Source organism: Plantactinospora sp. DSM 117369, assembly GCF_053764795.1.
The window spans coordinates 8,088,760-8,112,030 of record NZ_CM132446.1 but is presented as its reverse complement, the minus strand read 5'-3'; the positions used below and the strand labels follow the sequence as shown (position 1 = coordinate 8,112,030).

The 23,271-nt window shown below is 72.6% G+C and carries 16 protein-coding genes; 15 read left to right on the top strand and 1 reads right to left on the bottom strand.

Annotation, left to right across the window (positions count from 1 at the left end):
• Positions 1–176 precede the first annotated feature (176 nt).
• The 9 genes from ACSMXO_RS34555 to ACSMXO_RS34515 all read left to right on the top strand — a co-directional run bounded on the left by ACSMXO_RS34555 (position 177) and on the right by ACSMXO_RS34515 (position 11,475).
• Positions 177–1,355: an ROK family transcriptional regulator gene (locus ACSMXO_RS34555; RefSeq protein WP_346260660.1), complete on the top strand. Its 1,179-nt coding sequence runs from the start codon at positions 177–179 to the stop codon at positions 1,353–1,355.
• Positions 1,356–1,505: 150 nt separating this feature from the next.
• Entirely contained in the window at positions 1,506–3,167 is a 1,662-nt protein-coding gene (locus ACSMXO_RS34550; RefSeq protein ID WP_455415273.1) for a sugar ABC transporter ATP-binding protein, read from the top strand.
• Entirely contained in the window at positions 3,164–4,294 is a 1,131-nt protein-coding gene (locus tag ACSMXO_RS34545) for an ABC transporter permease (RefSeq protein ID WP_346260662.1), read from the top strand. Before ACSMXO_RS34550 ends, ACSMXO_RS34545 begins: the two co-directional genes overlap by 4 nt.
• 111 nt (positions 4,295–4,405) lie before the next feature.
• Entirely contained in the window at positions 4,406–5,488 is a 1,083-nt protein-coding gene (locus ACSMXO_RS34540) for a substrate-binding domain-containing protein (RefSeq protein WP_346260663.1), read from the top strand.
• A gap of 54 nt (positions 5,489–5,542) precedes the next feature.
• On the top strand, positions 5,543–6,718 hold the full coding sequence (locus ACSMXO_RS34535; RefSeq protein WP_455419378.1) for a Gfo/Idh/MocA family protein: 1,176 nt from the start codon (positions 5,543–5,545) through the stop codon (positions 6,716–6,718).
• 870 nt (positions 6,719–7,588) lie between these two features.
• A complete protein-coding gene (locus tag ACSMXO_RS34530) occupies positions 7,589–8,758 on the top strand; it encodes an inositol-3-phosphate synthase (RefSeq protein ID WP_455415272.1) in 1,170 nt (389 codons plus the stop codon).
• Positions 8,742–9,629, top strand: a complete 888-nt coding sequence (locus ACSMXO_RS34525; RefSeq protein ID WP_455415271.1) for an SCO3242 family prenyltransferase — start codon at positions 8,742–8,744, stop codon at positions 9,627–9,629. The genes ACSMXO_RS34530 and ACSMXO_RS34525 overlap by 17 nt, the downstream gene beginning before the upstream one ends.
• 191 nt (positions 9,630–9,820) lie before the next feature.
• Positions 9,821–10,726 carry a sugar phosphate isomerase/epimerase family protein gene (locus ACSMXO_RS34520; RefSeq protein WP_346260667.1) on the top strand — a complete coding sequence of 302 codons (906 nt, stop codon included), beginning with the start codon at positions 9,821–9,823 and terminating at the stop codon, positions 10,724–10,726.
• Between the two features lie 80 nt (positions 10,727–10,806).
• Entirely contained in the window at positions 10,807–11,475 is a 669-nt protein-coding gene (locus tag ACSMXO_RS34515; RefSeq protein WP_455415270.1) for an EboA domain-containing protein, read from the top strand.
• A gap of 36 nt (positions 11,476–11,511) precedes the next feature.
• On the opposite strand, the gene ACSMXO_RS34510 is transcribed toward ACSMXO_RS34515, so the two are convergent.
• Complete coding sequence (locus ACSMXO_RS34510; protein WP_455415269.1) at positions 11,512–12,666, bottom strand: RNA-guided endonuclease InsQ/TnpB family protein; 1,155 nt, start codon at positions 12,664–12,666, stop codon at positions 11,512–11,514.
• 134 nt (positions 12,667–12,800) lie between these two features.
• Between ACSMXO_RS34510 and ACSMXO_RS34505 the strand changes: the two genes are divergently transcribed.
• The 6 genes from ACSMXO_RS34505 to ACSMXO_RS34480 all read left to right on the top strand — a co-directional run bounded on the left by ACSMXO_RS34505 (position 12,801) and on the right by ACSMXO_RS34480 (position 22,920).
• A complete protein-coding gene (locus ACSMXO_RS34505) occupies positions 12,801–13,679 on the top strand; it encodes a TatD family hydrolase (protein ID WP_346262730.1) in 879 nt (292 codons plus the stop codon).
• Positions 13,679–14,920, top strand: coding sequence for a metabolite traffic protein EboE (eboE, locus tag ACSMXO_RS34500; protein ID WP_455415268.1), 1,242 nt, complete (start codon positions 13,679–13,681; stop codon positions 14,918–14,920). The genes ACSMXO_RS34505 and eboE overlap by 1 nt, the downstream gene beginning before the upstream one ends.
• A complete protein-coding gene (locus ACSMXO_RS34495; RefSeq protein WP_346262728.1) occupies positions 14,913–16,367 on the top strand; it encodes an alkaline phosphatase family protein in 1,455 nt (484 codons plus the stop codon). The genes eboE and ACSMXO_RS34495 overlap by 8 nt, the downstream gene beginning before the upstream one ends.
• Positions 16,364–17,431 (top strand): polyprenyl synthetase family protein, encoded by a 1,068-nt coding sequence (locus ACSMXO_RS34490; RefSeq protein WP_346262727.1) that lies wholly within the window; start codon positions 16,364–16,366, stop codon positions 17,429–17,431. The genes ACSMXO_RS34495 and ACSMXO_RS34490 overlap by 4 nt, the downstream gene beginning before the upstream one ends.
• A 348-nt stretch (positions 17,432–17,779) precedes the next feature.
• The gene (locus ACSMXO_RS34485; RefSeq protein WP_455415267.1) at positions 17,780–20,674 is read left to right on the top strand and encodes a PQQ-dependent sugar dehydrogenase; all 2,895 of its coding nucleotides are present in this window, start codon (positions 17,780–17,782) and stop codon (positions 20,672–20,674) included.
• A gap of 68 nt (positions 20,675–20,742) precedes the next feature.
• Entirely contained in the window at positions 20,743–22,920 is a 2,178-nt protein-coding gene (locus tag ACSMXO_RS34480) for a ThuA domain-containing protein (RefSeq protein WP_455415266.1), read from the top strand.
• Positions 22,921–23,271: the final 351 nt, after the last annotated feature.

Below are 23,271 nucleotides of genomic sequence, written 5' to 3'. Positions count from 1 at the left end.
TCCGAGCGAGCCACACCCTTTCCTAGATCAACAACTAACTTTCGTCCGTTAGGACAAAAGTTAGTGTTATCTCGGATGAAGCTCTAGACATCCCCTCCGGAAGGCTCTTACTGTGTCGAGCACGACGCGCTGGCGTTGCGTCGACGTGAACCGATGCCTGACGGAGGTGAGTCCCTGTGCGCACCCCGGAAGCGCTGCATCTGCGGCTGCTGAGGCTGTTGCGCGACGAGGGTGCGGTGTCTCGGGCCGAACTGGCGGACCGGTTGCAGATTCCTCGGCCGCGCCTGCTCGCCGAGCTGGAGCGGCTGGTCGGCCTCGGTTACGTGGCAGAGGCCGGACTCGCCGCCTCCCGGGGCGGGCGCCGCTCCACGCTGGTCGAACTCAGCCCCGACCTGCGGTTCGCCGCCGTCGACCTGGGCGCCAGCTCGATCGACGTCGAGGTGGTCAACGGCCGGCTCGAACCCGTCGCCGCGTACGCCGAGACGACGGACATCCGCTCCGGCCCCAAGGTGATACTGCAACGGGTGCACGAACTGCTACACAAGGCGAAGGTCGACGGGGCGTACGAGCGGCTGCACGCCGTCGGCATCGGCGTACCGGGGCCGGTGAGCTTCCGGGACGGCGTACCGGTCTCGCCGCCGATCATGCCCGGCTGGGACCGCTTCCCCGTCCGTGAGCTGCTGACCCGCGAGCACGGCTGCCCGGCGGTGGTGGACAACGACGTCAACATCATGGCGATCGGCGAGCGGCACGGCGGGGTGGCGCACTCGGTCGACGACTTCCTGTTCGTCAAGATCGGCACCGGCATCGGCTGCGGCATCTACCTCTCCGGCGAGGTCTACCGGGGCACCGACGGCTGTGCCGGCGACATCGGGCACATCCAGGTCGACTCGCACGGCCCGATGTGCTCGTGTGGCAACATCGGCTGCCTGGAGGCGCTGTTCAGCGGCGCCGCGCTGGCCAAGGAGGCCACCGTGGCGGCCCGCAGCGGCGCGTCACCGGCGCTGGCCGAGCGGCTCGCCGCCACCGGTACGGTCACCGCGCTCGACGTCGCCGAGGGCGCCATCGAGGGGGACGTGACCTGCATCCGGCTGATCCGCGACGGCGGACGGCGGGTCGGTGGCGTACTGGCCGGCCTGGTCAGCTTCGCCAACCCGTCGATGATCGTCATCGGCGGCGGGCTGGCCCAGCTCGGCCACATCCTGCTGGCGGAGATCCGCAGCGTGGTCTACCGGCGCTCGCTGCCGCTGGCCACCGGCAACCTGCCGGTGGTGCTCTCCGAACTCGGTCCCCGGGCCGGCGTCACCGGCGCCGCCGTGCTCGCCACCGACGTCGCGTTCGCGGAGGCGTCATGACCGAGCGGAGCGAGAGCCTCGGCCGGCCCGGTCGGCCGGGTCGTGACGTTGACGAGCGCAGCGTGGAGGCGTCATGACCGAGCGGAGCGAGGGCATCAGCCAGCTCAGTCGACCAGGTCATGACGTTGACGAGCGCAGCGAGGAGGCGGCATGACCGAACACGACGAGCGGCCCGGCCGTGACGAGCGGACCGGCGCCGACGAGAGCGCCCCGACCAGCGTGGAGAGCCCGAACGGGACCGGCCCGGTCGGCGACCCGCCGCCGCTGGTGACCCCGCCCGCCGACACGGTGCCCGGTGAGGTCGTGCTCCGGCTCACCGACGTGGTGAAGACCTTCCCCGGGGTACGCGCCCTGGACGGGGTGCAGTTGGAGGTACGGGCCGGCGAGGTGCACTGCCTGCTCGGCCAGAACGGCGCCGGAAAGTCGACGCTGATCAAGGTGCTCTCCGGCGCGCACCAGCCCGACTCCGGGCAGGTGGAGTGGCTCGGCGAGCCGGTCTCGTTCGGCAACCCGCAGGCCGCGATGAAGGCCGGCATCGCCACCATCTACCAGGAACTCGACCTGGTCGAGGACCTGTCGGTGGCCGAGAACGCCTTCCTCGGGCACGAGCCCCGCCAGCTCGGCTTCGTCCGGCGCGGCTACATGGCCCGGCAGACCCGGGAGATCCTGGCCCGGCTCGGGCACCCGGAGATCCCGCCCCGCCGGATGGTCCGCTCACTGCCGTCCGCCGGCAAGCAGATCGTCAGCATGGCCCGGGCACTCTCGCACGAGGCGCGACTGATCATCATGGACGAGCCGAGCGCGGTACTGGCGCACGACGAGGTCGGCAACCTGTTCCGGATCATCCGGGAGCTGACCGCGCAGGGGATCGCGGTCATCTACATCTCGCACCGGATGGAGGAGATCCGCGAGATCGGCGACCGGGTCACCGTACTCAAGGACGGCCGGACCACCGCGGCGAACCTGCCGGCCCGGTCCACCCCGACCCGCGACCTGGTCAGCCGGATGACCGGCCGGACCATCGAGTACGTCTTCCCGGACCGCCCGGCCGCCGCGCCGGCCGCTGAGGAACTGCTCCAGGTGCGGCAGCTCGCCCGGGAGGGGGAGTTCGCCGACGTGTCGCTGACCGTCCGGGCCGGTGAGATCGTCGGCATCGCCGGTCTGGTCGGCTCGGGCCGCTCCGAGCTGCTGGAGACCATCTTCGGTGCCCGCCGGGCCACCTCCGGCACGGTCTCGATGGCTGGCCGGCCGGTCCGGCCGGGCAGTGTCGGCGCCGCTGTCCGGGCTGGGATGGGGATGGCCCCGGAGGAGCGCAAGAGCCAGGCGCTGCTGCTCGGCGAACCGATCTACCGCAACGTCACGCTGGCCACCTTCACCCGCTGGGCGCGGCTGGGCTTCACCGACGCGCGGCGGGAGCGGGCCGAGGCGAACGAGGTCGCCGACCGGCTGGAACTGCGGCCCCGGGACGTCCGGCGGCCGGTCCGGACGCTCTCCGGCGGCAACCAGCAGAAGGTCGTGGTCGGCCGCTGGCTGCTCGGCGACACGAAACTGCTGCTGCTGGACGAGCCGACCCGGGGCGTCGACGTCGGCGCCCGAGCCGAGCTCTACCAGGTGATCCGGGCGCTGGCCGCCCGGGGAGTGGGCGTACTGCTGGTCTCCAGCGAGGTGCCGGAGGTGCTCGGCCTGGCCGACCGCGTCCTGGTGATGCGGGAGGGCCGGGTGGTGCACGAGGCCCCGGCCGGAGAACTCGACGAAGACACCGTGCTCGACCTCGTGATGGCGGGGTCGCTGATGGAGGGGGCGCCAGCGTGACCGAACGTACCGAGACCGCCGCGCCGGCGGGGGCGGCGCCGCCCGCCGACGGGCCGTCGCCGGTGTCGCCGGCGCCGGCCGGAGCGCCGGCGCACCAGGGTGCCGGTGCGCCCGCGAACGGAAACGGCCGGTGGAGCGGCGACGCGGGCGAGTCGTTCCGGCGCAACCTGGGCCTGGTCGGGGTACTGGTGGTGCTGATCATCATCGGCATCGTCACCCGCCCCGACCTGTACGGCGACCCGTCCTGGGTGCGGGCGAACATCTTCTCGATCCTCACCCTGGCCTCGGTGGTCGGCGTGGTGACGGTGGGCATGACCTTCGTGATCATCGGCGGTGGGATCGACCTCTCGGTCGGCGCGATCGTGGCGCTGGCCGGGGTCTGGAGCACCACGGTGGCGACCCAGAGCTACGGCGCCGGAGGGATGATCTTCACCGCGATCGTGGTGGCGGTCTGCGTCGGGCTGGTCAACGGACTGCTGATCTCGTACGGCCGGCTGGTGCCGTTCATCGCCACCCTGGCCATGCTGGTCGCCGCCCGGGGTCTCGCCGCCGAGATCTCCGACAAGCAGACCCAGGTCTCCAACAACGCGACCATCAACGGCATCGCGAGTACCGACTTCCTGGGCATCCCGGTGCTGGTCTACATCCTCGCCGCGGTGGTGGCCGCCGGCTGGGTACTGCTCAACCGCACCACCTTCGGCCGGCGTACGGTCGCGGTCGGCGGCAACCCGGAGGCGGCCCGGCTGGCCGGCATCAACGTACGCCGGCACAGCATGCTGCTCTACGCGCTCTCCGGCCTCTGCTGCGGAATCGCCGCGATCATGCTCACCGCGCAGGCCAACTCCGCGCAGGCGGCGATGGCGAACCTCTACGAACTCGACGCGATCGCCGCGGCGATCATCGGTGGCACGCTGCTCAGCGGCGGCCGGGGCACCATCGTCGGCTCCCTGCTCGGCGTGATCATCTTCGCCACCATCACCAACCTGTTCGCGATCAACGGCCTCTCCACCGAGGCGCAGAACATGGTCAAGGGCGGCATCATCGTCGCCGCCGTGCTGGTCCAGCAGTTCCGGTTCAAGTCGGTCACCCAGCTCCTCGCCCGAAACAAGCTCAGCTCGACGAATTGACGCACCGCAGCAATCCGGTGGTGCCCGCCCGCCGATGGCCGACCCCGGCCACCGGCCGGTGGACTCCACCCACCTCACCCCACCCGAAGTCGAAATAACCAGGAGGTCGTCATGACCCAGCACGATCCGCTCCGGCCGGTGCGCGACCTGTCCCGCCGCCGGCTGCTGCTCGGCGGGGCGGCGGTGGGCGCCGGCGCCCTGCTCACCGCCTGCACCAGCAATGACACCGGCTCCGGTTCCGGCGGGAACGAGCAGGTCAAGGAGGCGGACAACGCGGCCAACCCGAACAGCGCGCCGGGCCAGCGGGTCGTCATCGGCTTCTCCGCCCCGGCCGCCGACCACGGCTGGCTCGCCGCCATCACCAAGAACGCCGAGGCGCAGGCGAAGGTCTACTCGGACGTGGAGTTCAAGACGGTGGCCGCCGGTGCGGACGCCGCCGCCCAGCGGGCCGCCCTCTCCACGCTGATTTCGCAGAAGCCGAACGTGATCGTCATGCTGCCGCACGACGGCAAGGAGCTGAACGCGTCCGGGCTGGAGGCGATGAAGGCCGGCATCCCGGTGGTCAACCTGGACCGGGCGTTCCCGGACGCGCTGGCGTACCGGCTCCAGATCAAGGGCGACAACTACGGCATGGGCGTGGCGGCGGGCCGCTACATCGGCGAGCAGATGAAGGCCAAGGGGATCGCCAACCCGATCATCGGCGAGATCGCCGGCATGGACGAGCTGGAGCTGACCAAGGAGCGGTCCGCCGGCTTCGCCGCCGAACTGGCCGTCTACGGCTTCAAGGTGGCCAACCGGCGCGCCGCCCGGTTCACCGCCGACACCGGCCAGAGCGAAGCCTCGCAGCTGCTCCAGGCGTTGCCCAAGATGGACGCGCTGTGGAACCACGACGACGACCAGGGCATCGGGGTACTGGCCGCGATCAAGCAGGCCAACCGCTCCGAGTTCATCATGGTCGGCGGCGCCGGCTCCAAGGCCGCCATCGACGCGATCGCGGCCGACAACAGCGTCCTGAAGGCAACCGTCACCTACAGCCCGTCGATGGCCTCGTCGGCGATCTCGCTGGCCCGGCTCATCGGCCAGGGCAAGGGCATGTCCGACCTGGTCGAGCTGCAGGTGCCGAAGGAGATCACCTTGGCCTCCGAGACGATCACGAAAGAGAACGCGAGCCAGTACGGCAAGCTCGGGTTCTGACACACCGGGGGGAGACCCACCTTGTCCACGAATGAGAAAGAACTGCGGGTCGGCATGGTCGGCTACGCGTTCATGGGCGCCGCGCACTCGCAGGCGTGGCGCACCGTGAACCGCGTCTTCGACCTGCCGGTACGAGCCCGGATGGCCCTGATCTGCGGCCGGGACGAGTCCAAGGTCGCCGACGCGGCCGGCCGGCTCGGCTGGGAGGGCCACACCACCGACTGGCGCGAGCTGATCGCCCGGGACGACATCGACATCGTCGACGTCTGTACGCCCGGCGACAGCCACGCCGAGATCACCATCGCGGCCCTGGAGGCGGGCAAGCACGTACTGTGCGAGAAGCCGCTGGCCAACACGGTCGAGGAGGCTCGGGCCATGGTCGCCGCGGCGGCCAAGGCCCAGACGGTGGGCGTACGGGCCATGTGCGGGTTCAACTACCGCCGGGTTCCCGCGGTCAGCCTGATGCGGGAGCTGGTCGCCTCCGGCCGGCTCGGCGTGATCCGGCACGTCCGCGCGGTCTACCTGCAGGACTGGATCACCGACCCGCAGTTCCCGCTGGTCTGGCGGCTGCAGAAGGACAAGGCCGGGTCCGGTGCGCTCGGCGACATCGGGGCGCACATCATCGACCTGACCCAGTTCGTCACCGGTCAGCGGATCACCGGGGTCAGCGCGATCACCGAGACCTTCGTCAAGGAGCGTCCGTTGCCCGCTGAGTCGAGCGGGCTGGCCGCCTCGGCCGACGGTGCCGGGGCCGCGATGGGCCAGGTCACCGTCGACGACGCGGCGGTCTTCGTGGCCCGGCTCGACGGCGGCGGGCTCGCCACCTACGAGGCGACGCGGTTCGCCACCGGCCGGCGCAACGCGCTGCGGGTCGAGATCAACGGCTCGCTCGGCTCGGTGGCGTTCGACCTCGAACGCCTCAACGAGCTGGAGTTCTACGACGCCTCCGAGCCCGGGGCCGAGCAGGGCTTCCGGCGGATCCTGGTGACCGAGGGCGACCACCCGTACATGGCGGCCTGGTGGCCGCCGGGGCACATCATCGGGTACGAGCACTCGTTCACGCACGAGCTGCGGGACTTCCTCGCGGCGATCGCCACCGGATCGGACCCGGTCCCGTCGTTCACCGACGCGCTCCAGGTCCAGCTCGTGCTGGACGCGGTGGCGCGCTCGGCGGGGCTGGGCTCGTCCTGGACCGAGGTGGAGCCGGTACCCGCCCCGGTCACCGCGTAACCGTGCACACCGGCGTACCCCGGCTGCCCGCCGCCACGGCGCGCAGCCGGCACCGCCGGAGGTAGTTGTCCACCCGTCGGGTGGCCCGGCCCGGGCTCGGGCCGGCTGACCCGACCCGAGAAGCTTTCCGGAACGGCCGGCGAGGGTCCGGTCGCGGTTGCGCCCCGCGACCGGATGGAGGTCGATCCGGAAGGAGTGCGCACGCGCACGGCGGAGCCCGCTCCGGCCGGGTCGTGCGACAGGTGACACGGCCGTCCGGTGCGGCCGGACCGGGATTCCCCGGCCGCACCGGGCGCCGGAACCGCACCGGCCGACCCCCGGCCGGTGGTACCACCCCGGTCCGACGTCCCGGACCGGACCCGAAACCGCGACCAGGTCCGGGCCACCCGGCCCGACCGGATCGCCCGACGACTTCACCCCGGCCCTCCACAGTGAACCTTCGCCAACCTCCGTTAGCGGTCCGGCGGACCGCAAGGTCGAACGCGGTGCGTGAGCGCCGCGGGGTTCAGGTGGAAAAGTTCGGTGGCCGGCGGTGCACAACTCCACAGGGAACCGCGACCGGAGCCGGCAACCCCCGCCGCCCGGTCGCCCTGGATCGGGGGAGGCAGGACCGCGACGCCGACCGGCCCTGCCTACCAAGCCCCGTCCGCCCGCACGGTCACGGACCCGAGCAGTGTCGTTGCCGCCGACTCCGGCGCTGCCGCACGGGATGTTCCACCGCGACGGTCGGGCGGGCGGGGCGCTTTTCTCAGCTAAGAGGCAAGATGTCCCGATAGGCGGACTCGGCGAGTCGATCCGGCATATGGCCCGGTTTCGTCGTACACCCCCGGTCGGCCCACGGCCGTGCCGGCACCGGAGGGAGGAGCACTGATGCGTACGGGTGTCTGGCTGGTTGGCGGCCGTGGTTCGGTCGCGGTGACCAGCACGGTCGGGGCGTTGGCCCTGCGGGCCGGGCTCGCCGAGCCGACGGGCTGCGTGACCGAGTTGCCGGCCCTGCGTACCCCCGCCCTGCCGGCCCTGGCCGACCTGGTCTTCGGTGGGCACGACACCGCCACCACCCCGCTGGTGAAGAAGGCCGAGGCGCTGGCCGAGGCGGGCGTGCTGCCGGCCCGGCTGGTGGCGGCGCTGGCCGAGGAACTCGGCACGGTCGAGGCCGAACTGCGCCCGGCGCCGACCGGCGGCCCGCAGGCGGCCGTGGTCGAGGCGATCGCCGCCGACCTGACCGGATTCCGCGAACGGCACCGGCTGGACCGGGTGGTGGTGGTCAACGTCTCCTCGACCGAGCCGGCCCCCGACCCGCACCCGGCGTACGCCGGGCTCGCCGAACTGGACGCCGCGCTCGCCGAGGGCAGCCCGCTACCGGCCAGCTCCGCGTACGCCTACGCCGCCTTCACCGCCGGGTGCTCCTATGTGGACTTCACGCCGTCCACCGGGGCCCGGCTGCCCGCGCTGGCCGAACTCGCGCAGCGGGCCGGCCTGCCGTACGCCGGGCACGACGGCAAGACCGGTGAGACGCTGGTGAAGTCGGTGCTCGCGCCGATGTTCGCCATGCGGCACCTGCGGGTACGGAGCTGGTCCGGCACCAACCTGCTCGGTGGCGGCGACGGCGCCAACCTGGCCGAGCCGGCGGCGAACGCGGCCAAGTCCGCCAGCAAGCAGCGGGTACTCGGTGAGACCCTGGGCTACGTCCCGCAGGGCAACACCCGGATCGAGTACGTCGACGACATCGGCGACTTCAAGACCGCCTGGGACCTGATCACCTTCTCCGGCTTCCTCGGCACCCCGATGCGGATGGAGTTCACCTGGCACGGCTGCGACTCGTCGCTCGCCGCACCGCTGGTGCTCGACCTGGCCCGGCTGACCGCCGCCGCGCACCGGGCCGGCCGGACCGGCCCACTGACCGAGCTGGCGTTCTTCTTCAAGGATCCGCTCGGCGAGGTGCCGCACGCCCTCGCCGAACAGTGGGCCACGCTGCGCGCCTTCGTCCGCGAGCTGGACGCCGAGCCGACCTCGGGAGGCGCGGATGCCGTCACTGCGTGACCTGGCCGAGCTGGTCCGGGCGCCGGCCGCGCTCTCCGTACCCGGGGACGTGGTGGCCGGGGCGGCCGCCGCCGAGGCGCTGGACCGCCGGGTACCGGGGCTGGCCGGGGCGTCGGTGCTGCTCTACTGGGCCGGGATGGCCGCCAACGACTGGGCGGACCGCGAACTCGACGCGCGGGAGCGGCCGGAGCGGCCGATCCCGAGCGGACGGGTGTCGCCGGGACTCGCCCTCGGCGTCTCGGCCGGGCTCACCGCCGCCGGGATCGGGCTCGCCGGGCTGGCCGGCGGCCGCCGGGCACTGGCCGTGGCGGTGCCGCTGGCCGGCGTGGTCTGGGCGTACGACCTGCGGGCCAAGAGCACTCCGGCCGGGCCGGCGGTGATGGCCGCCTGCCGGGGGCTGGACGTGCTGCTCGGCGCCAGCGGGGGCCGGGTGGTCCGGGCGGTGCCGGCGGCGCTGACGGTGGCCGCGCACACGTACACGGTCACCGAACTCTCCCGGCGGGAGGTCTCCGGGGCGACCCGGGCGCTGCCGGCGGCGACCCTGGCCGGTACCGCCGCGGTTGCCGCCGCTGCGGTCGCCCGGCACCGGCCCGCCGACACCGCCGAGCCGGCCCGCCGCCCCGGCTGGCAGACCCTGGTCCCGGCCGCCCTCGCCGGCTGGTACGGCCTCCAGTACGGCACCGCGCAGGCCCGGGTGGCGGCCGACCCGCAGGCGTCCCGGGTCCGGGCCGCGGTCGGCGCCGGCATCACCGGCCTGCCCGCCCTACAGGGCGCGCTGGTCGCCCGGGCCGGCGCGGCGCTGCTCGGCGTCGCGGTGGCCGCCGCCGCCCCGATCGGTCGCCGCCTCGCCCGACTGGTGTCCCCGACATGAGCGCCGCCGGGGCCGCCGCCGCACCGGGGCACCGGTCGCCGCCTCGCCCGACTGGTGTCCCCGACATGAGCGCCGCCGGGGCCGCCGCCGCACCGGGGCACCGGTCGCCGCCTCGCCCGACTGGTGTCCCCGACATGAGCGCCGCTGCACCGGGCCAGCGGTCGCGGGCTCGCCCGAACGGTGTCGTCGAGGTGACCGCTGCGGGCTCCGCCCTGCCCGGGCTGCGGTTCGGGTACGGGACCAACGGCTTCGCCAACCACCGGCTGGACGACGCGCTGCGGGTGATCGCCGACCTCGGCTACCGGGGCGTGGCGCTGACCCTCGACCACGACCACCTCGATCCGTTCGGCCCGGACCTCGCGACCCGGGTGGCGGCGGTCGGCCGGAGCCTCGCCGCGCACGGCCTCGGGGTGGTGATCGAGACCGGGGCACGCTACCTGCTGGACCCCTGGCACAAGCACGCGCCGACGCTGCTGCACGACGACAACGCGCTGCGGGTGGAGTTCCTCCGCCGGGCCGTCGCGATCGGGGCCGACCTGGGCGCCGAGGCGGTCTCCTTCTGGTCCGGGGTACGCCCGGCCAACGTCGACCCGGCGACCGCCTGGGACCGGCTGGTCGCCGGCTGTGCCGAACTGGTCGAGGTCGCCGACGCCGCCAGGACGCCGCTCGGCTTCGAGCCGGAGCCGGGCATGCTGGTGGCCGGGATCGCCGACTGGTGGCGGCTGCGGGACGCCCTGGGCGCCCCGCCGGGCTTCGGCATCACCCTCGACATCGGGCACTGCCGGTGCCTGGAGCCGCAGCCGGTGCCCGACTGCGTCGCGCAGGTGGCTCCGCACCTGGTCAACGTGCAGATCGACGACATGCGCCGGGGCGTGCACGAGCACCTGGAGTTCGGCACCGGCGAGATCGACTTTCCGCCCGTACTGCGGGCCCTGGCCGAGGCCGGTTACGCCGGGCTGGTCGCCGTCGAGCTGCCCCGGCACTCGCACGCGGCCCCCTCGGTGGCGGCGCACTCGATCGACTTCCTCCGCACCGCCGCCGCCGAGGCCGGGCTCACCGAGGCGCGGACCGGCGCCGTGCCGGAGCGGGGGCGGTGACCGGCACACCGGATTGACGACGTACCACCACCGGGGGGACCGCGACCACCATCCACACCGGAAAGACTGGGGAGGACCGGATGGAACCGGAACCGGAACTGGAACGACTGCGGGCGGCGCTGCTGGCCGTACCCGATGGGCGGCCGCCCGACCGGGACTGGCTGGCCGAGGCGTTACGCCGGGTCGGGGCCGAACCGGCCGCGATCGGCCGGCTCTTCGCGGCGGCCGGCCGCAGGTGTGGCCGGGCACCCCTGCCCGACCTGCCGGAGTGGACCGCCGACGACGCGGCCCGGGTGCTGCTGCTGGCCGCGCTGCCCCCGACCGAGCTGCCCGGTCAGGTCGAGACCCGCTACCGGTACGGCGACGCGGCCGAGAAGCGGGCGGTGCTCCGGGCGCTGCCGCTGCTGCCGGTCGGCGACGCCGGGGTCCCGCTGCTGCACGACGCGATCCGCACCAACGACACCCGGCTGGTCGCCGCCGCCCTCGGCCGGTACGCGGACCGGCTCGACCAGGCCGCCTGGCGGCAGGCGGTGCTCAAGTGCGTCTTCACCGGGATCCCGCTGGCCGCCGTGTACGGGCTCGATGAGCGGGCCGACGCCGAGCTGGCCGCCATGCTGGCCGGCTTCGCCGACGAGCGCCGGGCGGCCGGCCGGGACATGCCGGCGGACGCTACCGCGCTGCTGGATCGACTGAGCGCGCTCGGCCGGTCGGGGACCCCGACCCGGCCGGGCGCGGAGGAGGCGTGTTAGCGCTTCCCCACGGCCGTAAGCCGGGGGATTTCTGGCTCAGACCGCACCCGACCGACCTCCCGGGAAGGAGTTGACCGCGTGTCTCACGTCGTCGGCGCCAGCACGGTCACGTTCTGCCGTGGCGAGGATGGTCCTCGCGGCGTTCCGGTCGCGGCAGGCGGTGTGTCCGCAGGTGTCGCACCGGAAGACTCTGACACCCAGCCCGAGGCGGTGCTTGGCTCTCGTACCGCACTGCGAGCAGGTCATCGTGGTGTAGGCGGGCGGCACCAGCACCACCTTCCGGCCCGCCCGCATGCCACGGTCGATCAGTTCCCGTTTCGCCGCACCGATCGCCGCATCGGCGGCCTTGCGCGCCATCCGGGACCTGGCCAGGAATGTCGGCTTGAGGTCCTCGACGGCGATCGTGGCGTGGTTGTCGACGATCTTCTTCGCCCAGATGCGGGCGTCGTGAGTGTTCTGCCGGGCCGCCTTCTTCGCGATCTTCGCCGCCTGGCGTTTGGCGCGCAGGTAGCCGTTCGACGGTTTGACACCCTTGGGGCGTCGACGGCGGCTCATTCTGCGCTGGGCCTTGGCGAGTTCGGCGGCGCACCGTCTGCGGTGGCCGTGGTGTGGCAGGTCGTAGGCGGGGTTGGTGGTCGTCGCGGTCGTCGTGACACCCCAGTCGACACCGATCGCTCCCTCGGCCCCGGGAGCGGTGAAAGCTTCGCGGCGGACGACGAAGGAGGCGTACCAGTAGCCGAGCGAGTCCTGAAAAACCCGGACACTGCTGGGATCGGTCGGCAGCTCGCGGGACCAGACGATCGGGATGCTGACGCCGCCGGGCAGCCGCAGCCGCTGGTCGCGGATCGAGAAACCACGCGTGGTGTATTCCAGGCTTGGCAGCGTGTCCTTCAGTCGTTTGACCCTCGGCCGGCCCCGTCCCTTCACCTTGAAAGAGTGCTGAAGGGCCAGGGCGTAGGTACGCAGCGTCTGTTGCTGGGCTACCTGAGACCCGTCCCGCAACCACGACGAGCCCGCCCGTACCTCAGTCAGCAGCTTCGACAACTTGCCGAAGGTCGGCTTACGCCCGGACCGCTGTTGATGGACGGCCTCGTTCCACAGCCAGCGACACCGCCCCCACTCGGCCAACAGCACGGCCCGCGCGGCCGCGCCGGGACGCAACCGGAAGGTGTACCGCACCGTCTCGTCCACACCCGCAAGCATCCCAGCCGCATCCGACAGTTCCGCCCGTACAGAGGAGTCGACGCCATGGCGAAAACCACCACCACGCCTGACCGCCCTTTCCTCCCCCTGGCTGATGCCAGGGGTTTGGCGGGCGGCTCTTGATGAGGATCTTCGACCCGCACATCCACATGACCTCGCGGACCACCGACGACTACGAACGGATGGCCGCCGCCGGGGTACGCGCCCTGGTGGAGCCGGCGTTCTGGCTCGGCCAGCCCCGGACCAGCGCCGCCTCCTTCGTCGACTACTTCGACGCGCTGGTCGGCTGGGAGCCGTTCCGGGCCAGCCAGTTCGGCATCCGGCACCACGCCACCATCGCGCTGAACCCGAAGGAGGCCAACGACCCGCGCTGCCGGGAGGTGCTCGACCTGCTGCCCCGCTATCTGGACAAGGACGGCGTGGTGGCGGTCGGCGAGGTCGGCTACGACTCGATGACGCCGGAGGAGGACGAGGTCTTCGCCGCCCAGCTCGCCCTGGCGGTCGAGCACGAACTGCCGGCGCTGGTGCACACCCCGCACCGGGACAAGGCCCGGGGCACCGAACGCAGCCTGGCGGTGGTCGCCGAGTCCGGCCTCGACCCCGGCCGGGTGGTGATCGACCACCTCAACGAGGTGACCGTGCCGCTGGTCCGGGACACCGGCTGCTGGCTCGGCTTCTCCATTTATCCGGAGACCAAGATGTCGCCGCCGCGGATGGTCGAGCTGCTCCGCAAGTACGGCACCGAGCGGATGCTGGTCAACTCGGCCGCCGACTGGGGCCGGTCGGATCCGCTGCTGACCCGGGCCACCGGCGAGGCGATGCTGGCGGCCGGATTCGACACCGACGACGTCGACCGGGTGCTCTGGCGCAACCCGGTGGAGTTCTACGGCCAGTCCGGCCGGCTGGAACTCGACGCGGACGCGCCGGCCGAGGCCGGCGGGCCGGCCGACGGGCCACCCGGCACCTTCGAGGGGAACTCGATCCTGCGGGGCGGTAGCTGATGCGGCTGCGGCACGCCGACGGGCAACTGGTGCACCTGAGCTACTGCACCAACGTGCATCCGGCCGAGGACCTGGCGGGGGTGCTGGGGCAGCTCGACACGTACGCGGTGCCGATCCGGGAACGGCTGGGTGCCGACGTACTCGGGTTGGGGTTGTGGCTGGCCGCGCCGGTGGCGGCCGGGCTGGCCGCCGACCCGCAGACCCGGCGGAAGCTGCGCGCCGAGCTGACCGCGCGCGGGCTGGAGGTGGTCACCCTGAACGGGTTCCCCTACCAGTCCTTCCACGCGCCGGTGGTGAAGCAGGCCGTCTACCACCCGGACTGGACCACCCGGGAGCGGCTGGTCTACACCCTGAACCTGGCCACCGTACTGGTCGACCTGCTCCCCGACGACGCCGTCCGGGGCTCGGTCTCCACCCTGCCGCTGGCCTGGCGGGAGCCCTGGGAGCAGCGGCAGGCCGACCGGGCGGCCCGGGTGCTGGACGAGCTGGCCGCCGGGCTGACCCAGATCGCCTGGCGTACCGGCCGGGCGGTGCGGGTCGGCTTCGAGCCGGAGCCGGGCTGCGTGGTCGAGTCGACGAGCCAGGCGGTCGCCGCACTGTCCCGGGTGGACACCGACCGGCTCGGCATCTGCCTCGACCTGGCCCATCTCGCCTGCGCCTGGGAGGACCCGGCGCAGGCGCTGGGCCGGCTGCGCGCCGCCGGGCTGCCGGTGGTGAAGGTGCAGGTCTCGGCCGCGCTGGCCGCCGCCGACCCGGTCGCGGCCGCCGAGACCCTGCGCGGGTACGTCGAACCGCGCTTCCTGCACCAGACCCGGGCGGAACCCTGCGGGCGGGCCGCCGACCCGGCCGACCCGGCGCATGCCGCCGACGACCTGGACGCGGCGCTGGACGCCGACCTGCCGGGCGCCTGGCGGGTGCACTACCACGTACCGCTGCACGCCGTACCCGCCGCGCCGCTGGACTCCACCGTTCCGGTGCTCCGGGACGCGCTGCGGGAGTTGTTCGCCGGGCCGGTCGCCGGCTGCGACCACCTGGACGTCGAGACGTACACCTGGGGGGTGCTGCCGGCCGCGCAGCGCCCGGGATCGGACGCGGAGCTGGCCGGCGGGATCGCCGCCGAGCTGGCCTTCGCCCGCGACGAACTGGTCGCGCTCGGGCTGACCGAGGTCTCCGGTGAGGTGACCGGGATCTCCGGCGCCCCGGCCGCCCCCGCACCCGCGCCGAGGAGGCACGATGGCTAGTCCACTGGTGGTTGTCGACGTGGTCGGGCTGACGCCCCGGCTGCTCGCCCACATGCCCCGGCTGCGCGCCCTGGCCGACGCCGGCTGCCAGGCCGAACTCGGCACCGTGCTGCCGGCGGTGACCTGCTCGGCGCAGGCGACCCTGCTCACCGGGGCGCTGCCGGCCGAGCACGGCATCGTGGGCAACGGCTGGTATTTCCGCGACCTGGGCGAGGTCTTCCTGTGGCGCCAGCACCACGCGCTGATGGGCGGGGAGAAGGTCTGGCAGGCGGCCCGCCGGGAGCGCCCGGACTTCACCGTGGCCAACGTTTGCTGGTGGTACGCGATGGGTGCCGACGTGAACTGGACGGTGACGCCCCGGCCGATCTACTACGCCGACGGGCGCAAGGAGCCGGACTGCTACACCGACCCGCCGGAGCTGCACGACGAGCTGACCGGAAAACTGGGCGGGTTTCCGCTCTTCACCTACTGGGGGCCGGGGGCGGGGCTGCCGTCGTCGCGGTGGATCTGCCGGGCCGCCGAGCAGATCATGGCCGAGAAGAACCCGGACCTGACCCTGGTGTACGTCCCGCACCTCGACTACGACCTGCAACGCTTCGGCCCGTCGTCCCCGAAGGCGGCGGCCGCCGCGGCCGAACTCGACGAGGTGCTCGGCCCGCTGCTGGACGCGGCCGCCGCCCGGAACGCCACCGTGGTGGTGCTCTCGGAGTACGGCATCACCGAGGCGAGCCGGCCGGTGGACGTGAACCGGCTGCTCCGGGCCGAGGGGCTGCTCCGGGTCTACACCCAGGACGGGATGGAATATCTCGACCCGTGGACGTCCCGGGCGTTCGCGGTCGCCGACCACCAGGTCGCGCACGTCTACGTCAAGGACCCGGCCGACGTGCCGGCGGCGGCGTTGCTCTGCGCCGGGCTGCCCGGGGTCGCCGAGGTGCTGGACGCCGCCGGCAAGGCCGCGCACGGGCTGGACCACGAGCGGGCCGGCGAGTTGGTGCTGGTCGCCGAGCCGGACGCCTGGTTCACCTACTACTACTGGCGCGACGACGCCCGGGCCCCGGACTTCGCCCGGCTGGTGGAGATCCACCGCAAACCCGGGTACGACCCGGCGGAGCTCTTCTTCGACCCGGCCGCGCCGGGTGCGGCGAAGCGCCGGGCGGCGGTGGCGCTGGCCCGGAAGAAGCTCGGGATGCGCTACCTGATGAGCGTGGTGGGGCTGGACGCGGGCGCGCGGGCGGTACGCGGCTCGCACGGCCGGCTGCCCGCCGATCCGGCGGACGCCCCGGTGCTGATCTGCTCGGACCGGTCGGCGGCCCGGGACCGCTACCAGGCCACCGAGGTCAAGAGCCTGCTGCTCCGCCTCGCCGGCACCGCTCCCGCCGCTGGCGGTGCGGATTCCGCCGCCGCTGCGGGTTCCGCTGCTGGCGCTGCCGGGGGAGGGCGGCCATGACGGCGACCGTGCCGGAGGTGGATCTGGGCGAGCTACGGAAGCGCTTCGACGCCCAGCTCGTCGCCTTCCTCGACCGCCAGGACCCGGACTGGCCGGACGGCGCGCCCCGGGGCGTCTTCACCACCCTGCACCGGTTCGTGCTGGCCGGCGGCAAGCGGCTGCGTCCGCTCTTCTGCTACTGGGGCTGGCGGGCCGCCGGGGGTGCGGACGGTACCCCGATCGTGGCCGCCGCCGCCGCGCTGGAGCTGTTCCACGCCTTCGCGCTGATCCACGACGACATCATGGACGGCAGCGACCGGCGCCGGGGTGAGCCCTCGGTGCACCGGCTCTTCGCCGACCTGCACGCCCGGTCCGCCTGGCGCGGCGACCCGGCCTCGTACGGGCGCAGTACCGCCCTGCTCTGCGGTGACCTCTGCGCGGCCTGGGCGGACCAGCTCTTCCACGAGTCGGGGCTGACCCCGGAAGAGGTGCACCAGGGGTACGGCGTCTTCGCGACCATGCGTACCGAGGTGATCGCGGGGCAGTATCTCGACCTGGTCTCCGGGGTGGGGGACGGGTCGGTGGCGAGCGCGTTGACGGTGGTGCGGATGAAGGCGGCCCGCTACACGGTGACCCGGCCGTTGCAGATCGGTGCCGCGCTGGCGGCCGGGTCGCCGGAGTTGCTCGGCGCGCTGGCCGCGTTCGGTGACCCGCTGGGCGACGCGTTCCAGCTCCGCGACGACGTGCTCGGGGTCTTCGGCGACCCGGCGCTGACCGGCAAGTCCATCCTGGACGACCTGCGCGAGGGCAAGCCGACGGTGATGATGGCGCTGGCCCGGGGGAGTGCCGACCGGGCCCAGGCGCAGCGGTTGAAGGCGCTCTTCGGCAACCCGGAGCTGGATCCGGACGGCGCGGCCGAGCTGCGGTCGATCATCGTGGCGACCGGCGCGCTGGACCGGATCGAGCAGATGATCAAGGTACGCACCGACGCCGCGCTGGCGGCGCTGGCCGAGGCGCCGGTCTCCGCCGAGGCGGCCACGGTGCTCGCCACCCTGGCGGCCGAGGCCGTGCAGCGGCACGGATAGCCGGACGGCCGGTGCGACGGTCCACAGTGGTACGGAGAGCGCCCGGCCGATCACCGAAGTCGTACCTTTTCGCCGTATCGACAAAAGTTCATGTTGGCGTGGCAGAAGGTATAGACACATCAACACATAGAAATTACTGTGTCGAGCACAGCTCAGAGTTGTTACGTCGAGGTAACCGACGGCGCGGTTAGCCCACGACAGCGACTGGCGTACCGGTGTGCCCATGCCGGTGCACGGTCGCGGCTTGGCGGGAACGGCGGCCCCCGGGCGGAGATCCACCCGACGGCATCTGGCGCGACGGCGAGCGCCCTGCCTGTACGCAACTGTTCAGGACGGGAGTGCACGACCATGTCTTCCACCGACCATCCACATCCGCCCAGCCGACCCCTCCGGGCCGGTCGAGCCGCTTCGAGACAGCGGCGGTGGGCTTCCGGTGCGGCGCTGCTGCTGGCCGCGACCACCCTCCCGGCGGTACTCGCCCCGGCCGCCCCCGCCGGGGCGCACCCGATCAACGCCGCCGACTTCCAGCAGGTGACCCTGGCCCGCGGCGTCGCCGAGGTGGGCGAGCCGATGACCATCGCGGTGCTGCCGGACCGCTCGGTGCTGCACACCGCCCGCAACGGCACGCTGCGCCGCACCGACGCGGCCGGCAACACGGCGGTACTCGGCACGCTGCCGGTCTACACCCACGACGAGGAAGGGCTGCAGGGCGTCGGCGTCGACCCCGGCTTCGCCACCAACCGGCAGATCTACCTCTACTACGCCCCGCCGCTGTCCACCCCGGCCGGTGACGCGCCGGCCACCGGCACGGCCGCGCAGTTCGCGCCGTTCGCCGGGGTCAACCGGCTCTCCCGGTTCACCCTGAACGCCGACTTCACCCTTAACATGTCCAGCCAGGTGACGGTGCTGGACGTACCGGCGGACCGGGGGATGTGCTGCCACGTCGGCGGCGACATCGACTTCGACGCCGCCGGCAACCTCTATCTCTCCACAGGGGACGACACCAACCCGTTCGAGTCCGCCGGCTACGCGCCGATCGACGAGCGGACCAACCGCTACCCGGCGTACGACGCGCAGCGCTCGGCCGGCAACACCAACGACCTGCGGGGCAAGATCCTGCGGATCAAGGTGAACGCCAACGGGACGTACTCGATCCCGGCCGGGAACCTCTTCGCGCCGGGTACCGCGAACACCCGGCCCGAGATCTACGCGATGGGCTTCCGCAACCCGTTCCGGATGAGCGTGGACAAGGCCACCGGGCACGTCTACGTCGGCGACTACGGCCCGGACGCCGGCTCCACCAACGCCAGCCGGGGCCCGAGCGGGCAGGTCGAGTTCAACCGGATCACCTCGCCCGGCAACTACGGCTGGCCGTACTGCACCGGGACGAACACCAGCACCGAGACGTACAACGAGTGGACCTTCCCGGACGGGCCGGGTGGGGCGAAGTACAACTGCACCGGTGGCCCGACCAACAACTCGTTCCGGAACACCGGCCAGGGCACCCTGCCGGCGGCCCGCCCCGCCTGGATCCGGTACGCCGGTGACGCCGGCACCCCGCCGGAGTTCGGCGGCGGCTCGGAGTCGCCGATGGGCGGCCCGGTCTACCGGTACAGCGCGTCGAACCCGTCGACCACGAAGTTCCCGGCCTCCTTCGACGGCCAGTTCTTCGCCACCGAGTTCGGCCGGGGCTGGATCAAGCCGATCCACGTCAACGCCGACGGCTCGCCCGGCACCATCGACACCTTTCCCTGGGTCGGCAAGCAGGTGATGGACTCGGCGTTCGGGCCGGACGGCTCGTACTACGTGCTCGACTACGGCACCGGCTATTTCAACGGGGACGCCAACTCGGCGCTCTACCGGTTCGACTACGTCGGCGGTGGCAACCGGGCCCCGATCGCGGTGGCCAGCGCCAACCCGACCTCCGGGGTCGCACCGCTGACCGTCAACTTCTCCTCGGCCGGCTCCTCCGACCCCGACGGCGGTGCGCTCAGCTACTCCTGGGCGTTCGGCGACGGCAGCACCTCGACGGCGGCGAACCCGACGAAGACCTACACCGCGAACGGCACGTACACGGCGACGCTGACCGTACGCGACCCGGCCGGCGCCACCGGCACCGCCAGCGTCACCATCGGGGTCGGCAACACCGCGCCGACGGTGACCATCACCGCCCCGGCCAGCGGGCAGCTCGTCGCCTTCGGTGACACGGTGCCCTTCTCGATCAGCATCACCGACCCGGAGGACGGCACCATCGACTGCTCCCGGGCCAAGATGACCTACGTACTCGGGCACGACAGCCACGGCCACCAGATCACCTCCGCCACCGGCTGTTCCGGCACCATCACCATCCCGGTGGACGGTGAGCACGACGACGCGGCGAACATCTTCCCGATCTTCGACGCCGAGTACACCGACCGGGGCGGGCTGACCACGCACACCCAGCACGTGCTGGTGCCGAAGCACCGGCAGGCCGAGCACTACAACAGCTCGTCCGGGGTGAACAAGTTCGCCAAGGCCGCGGCCGAGGGCGGCCAGACCGTCGGCGACATCAACAACGGGGACTGGATCGCGTTCCAGCCGTACCGACTCGTGGGCGCCACCTCGTTCAGCGCCCGGGTCTCGTCGGCCGGTGCCGGCGGCACCATCGCGCTCCGGGCCGGCTCGGCCACCGGCACCGTACTGGGCAGCGCCACCGTGCCGGTCACCGGCGGCTGGGACACCTTCACCACCGTCACCGGCACGATCAGCACCCCGCCGGCCGGCACCACCACGCTCTACCTGACCTTCGCCGGCTCCGGCACCGGTGCCCTCTACGACGTGGACGCCTTCACCATCAACACCGGCAGCTCCGGCGGGGGCGGCGGCACCGGCCCGATCGTCGGGTTGGCCGGAAAGTGCCTGGAGATCGAGGCCGGCGGCACCGCCGACGGCAGCCAGGCGCAGATCTGGACCTGCACCGGATCGGCGCACCAGACCTGGACGAGGAACGGCCAGACGCTGCGTACCCTGGGCAAGTGTCTGGATATTTCCGGCGCCGGTACCGCGAACGGCACCAAGATCCAGCTCTGGACCTGCAACGGCACCGCCGCCCAGAACTGGGCCCCGCAGGCCGACGGCTCGCTGCGCAACCCCGGCTCGGGCAAGTGCCTGGACGTCTCCAACAACAGCTCCGCCGACGGGCAGAACGTGCACCTCTGGGACTGCATAGCCGGCGCCGCCAACCAGAAGTGGACCCTGCCCTGACGTAGCCGGACGGGCGCCCGCCCCGCATGGCGGGCGCCCCTCCCCACCGCCCTCGAAGGAGAGCGACGATGCGACTGTTCCGCAGCAGAAAGACGCGACTGTTCCGCGGCAGAAGCCGGAAGACGATCCGTCCCAGCCTCGCCATCGCCACCACCACGCTCGCGGTGCTGGCCTGCACCACCGTGCCGGCCGGCCCGGCCAGCGCCGCCGACGCCCCCTACGACGTGCTGGTCTTCTCCAAGACCGCCGGGTTCCGGCACGACTCGATCGCCGCCGGCACCCAGGCGATCCGGGAACTCGGCGCGGCAAACAGCTTCACCGTGACCGCCACCGAGGACGCCGCCCAGTTCACCACCGCCAACCTCGCCCAGTACGAGGTGGTGGTCTTCCTGAACACCACCGGCGACGCCCTCAACGCCAGCCAGCAGAGCGCCTTCGAGTCGTACATCCGCAGCGGCAAGGGGTACGTCGGGGTGCACGCCGCGGCCGACACCGAGTACGACTGGCCGTTCTACGGCAACCTGGTCGGGGCGTACTTCGCCTCGCACCCGGCGATCCAGCAGGCCAACGTCAAGGCGGTGGACCGGGGGCACGCGGCAACGGCCCACCTGCCGCAGACCTGGACCCGCACCGACGAGTGGTACAACTACCGCACCAACGCCCGCTCCACCGCCCGGGTGCTGGCGACGCTGGACGAGTCGTCGTACTCCGGCGGCGGGATGGGGGCGGACCACCCGCACGCCTGGTGCAAGACGTACGAGGGCGGCCGCTCCTTCTACACCGGCGGCGGGCACACCCAGGCGTCGTACGCCGAGCCGGCGTTCCGGGCGCACCTGCTCGGCGGCATCCGGTACGCGGCCGGCCGGACCAAGGCCGACTGCCGGCCCGAGTCCGGCTACACCACCCTCTACAACGGCTCCACCACCGGCTGGTCCCAGGCCGGGCCGGGCAGCTTCACCAACTCCGACGCCACGCTGACCTCGGTCGGCGGCATGGGGCTCTACTGGTACAGCGCCAAGCAGTTCGCGTCGTACTCGCTGAAGCTGGACTGGCGGATGGCCGGTGACGACAACTCCGGGATCTTCATCGGCTTCCCGCCGTCGTCCGACCCGTGGTCGGCGGTGGACAACGGCTACGAGATCCAGATCGACGCCACCGACGCGGCCGACCGGACCACCGGCGCGGTCTACACCTTCAAGTCCGCCGACATCGCGGCCCGGGACGCCGCGCTCAACCCGCCGGGCGAGTGGAACAGCTACGAGCTGCTGGTCGAGGGGGAGCGGCTGCGGATCTACCTCAACGGTGTGCTGATCAACGACTTCACCAACACCAACCCGGTGCGGTCGCTGGCCGGGCACATCGGCATCCAGAACCACGGCACCGGCGACGACGTCTCGTTCCGGAACATCCGGATCAAGGAACTCGGCGGCGGTCCCGGACCGGACCCCGACCCGGGCACCAACACCACGGTCCAGGCCGAGGCGTTCAGCGCGCAGAGCGGGGTGCAGGTGGTCGGCAAGGCCGGCGCCAACGGCGGGTCGACGATCGGGTACCTGGACCCGGGTGACTGGGCGGCGTACAACGGGCAGAACCTGAGCGGGGTCACCTCGCTGCGGGCCCGGGTGGTCTCCGGCGGCGCCGGCGGCACCCTCCAGGTCCGGACCGGTTCGCAGACCGGTCCGGTGCACGGCACCGCGACGATCTCCAACACCGGCGGCTGGGAGAGCTACGCCGAGGTGAGCACCGCGCTGTCCGGGGTGCCGACCGGCACCCAGAACCTCTACCTCACCGTCGCCGGATCCGGCACCGGGCTGTACGACGTCGACGAGTTCACCCTGGTCAGGTCGACCACCGGCGGCACCGGGACCGGGCCGGTCGTCGGGCTGGCCGGCAAGTGCCTGGAGATCGACGGCGGCGGCACCGCCGACGGTACCCAGGCACAGATCAACTCCTGCGTCGCCGGCTCGGCCCGGCAGACCTGGACGAGGACCGGGCAGACCCTGCGGGCCCTGGGCAAGTGCCTCGACGTCTCCGGCTCGGGTACGGCGAACGGCACCAAGATCCAGCTCTGGACCTGCAACTCCACCGGGGCGCAGAACTGGGCCGCCCAGGCCGACGGCACGCTGCGCAACCCCGGCTCGGGCAAGTGCCTGGATGTCTCGAACAACAGCTCGGCCGACGGCCAGGACGTACACCTGTGGGACTGCATCGCCGGTGCCGCCAACCAGAAGTGGACGTTGCCCTGAGATGAGCGGGTAGCGGGCGGCGCGCATCCCCACCACCCGCCCAGCGCGACCCCGCCGCCCGCCGTCTCGCCCCGTCCTCCCGGACTCCTCCGGTCCGGGAGGCGGGGCTCTGTCCGCCCGGGCCCGCCCGGCCCGGTGGCCCCGGTTGCCGGGTCGGGGCTTCCTTGGTCCGGCCGGCACGGCCTAGAGTGGTCGTGGCGATCCCCGGCGCTGGCCGGTGACCGGGCGGGAGGCGCAACCCGCCCGGCCCAGGTGCGGTTTCCGCACGTGCCGACCACACCGCCGGGGGAGTTCCCGCCACCGTCCCGGACGGTCACCCTCGCCCCGGTCCACCGGCGCCGTTCCCGGCGC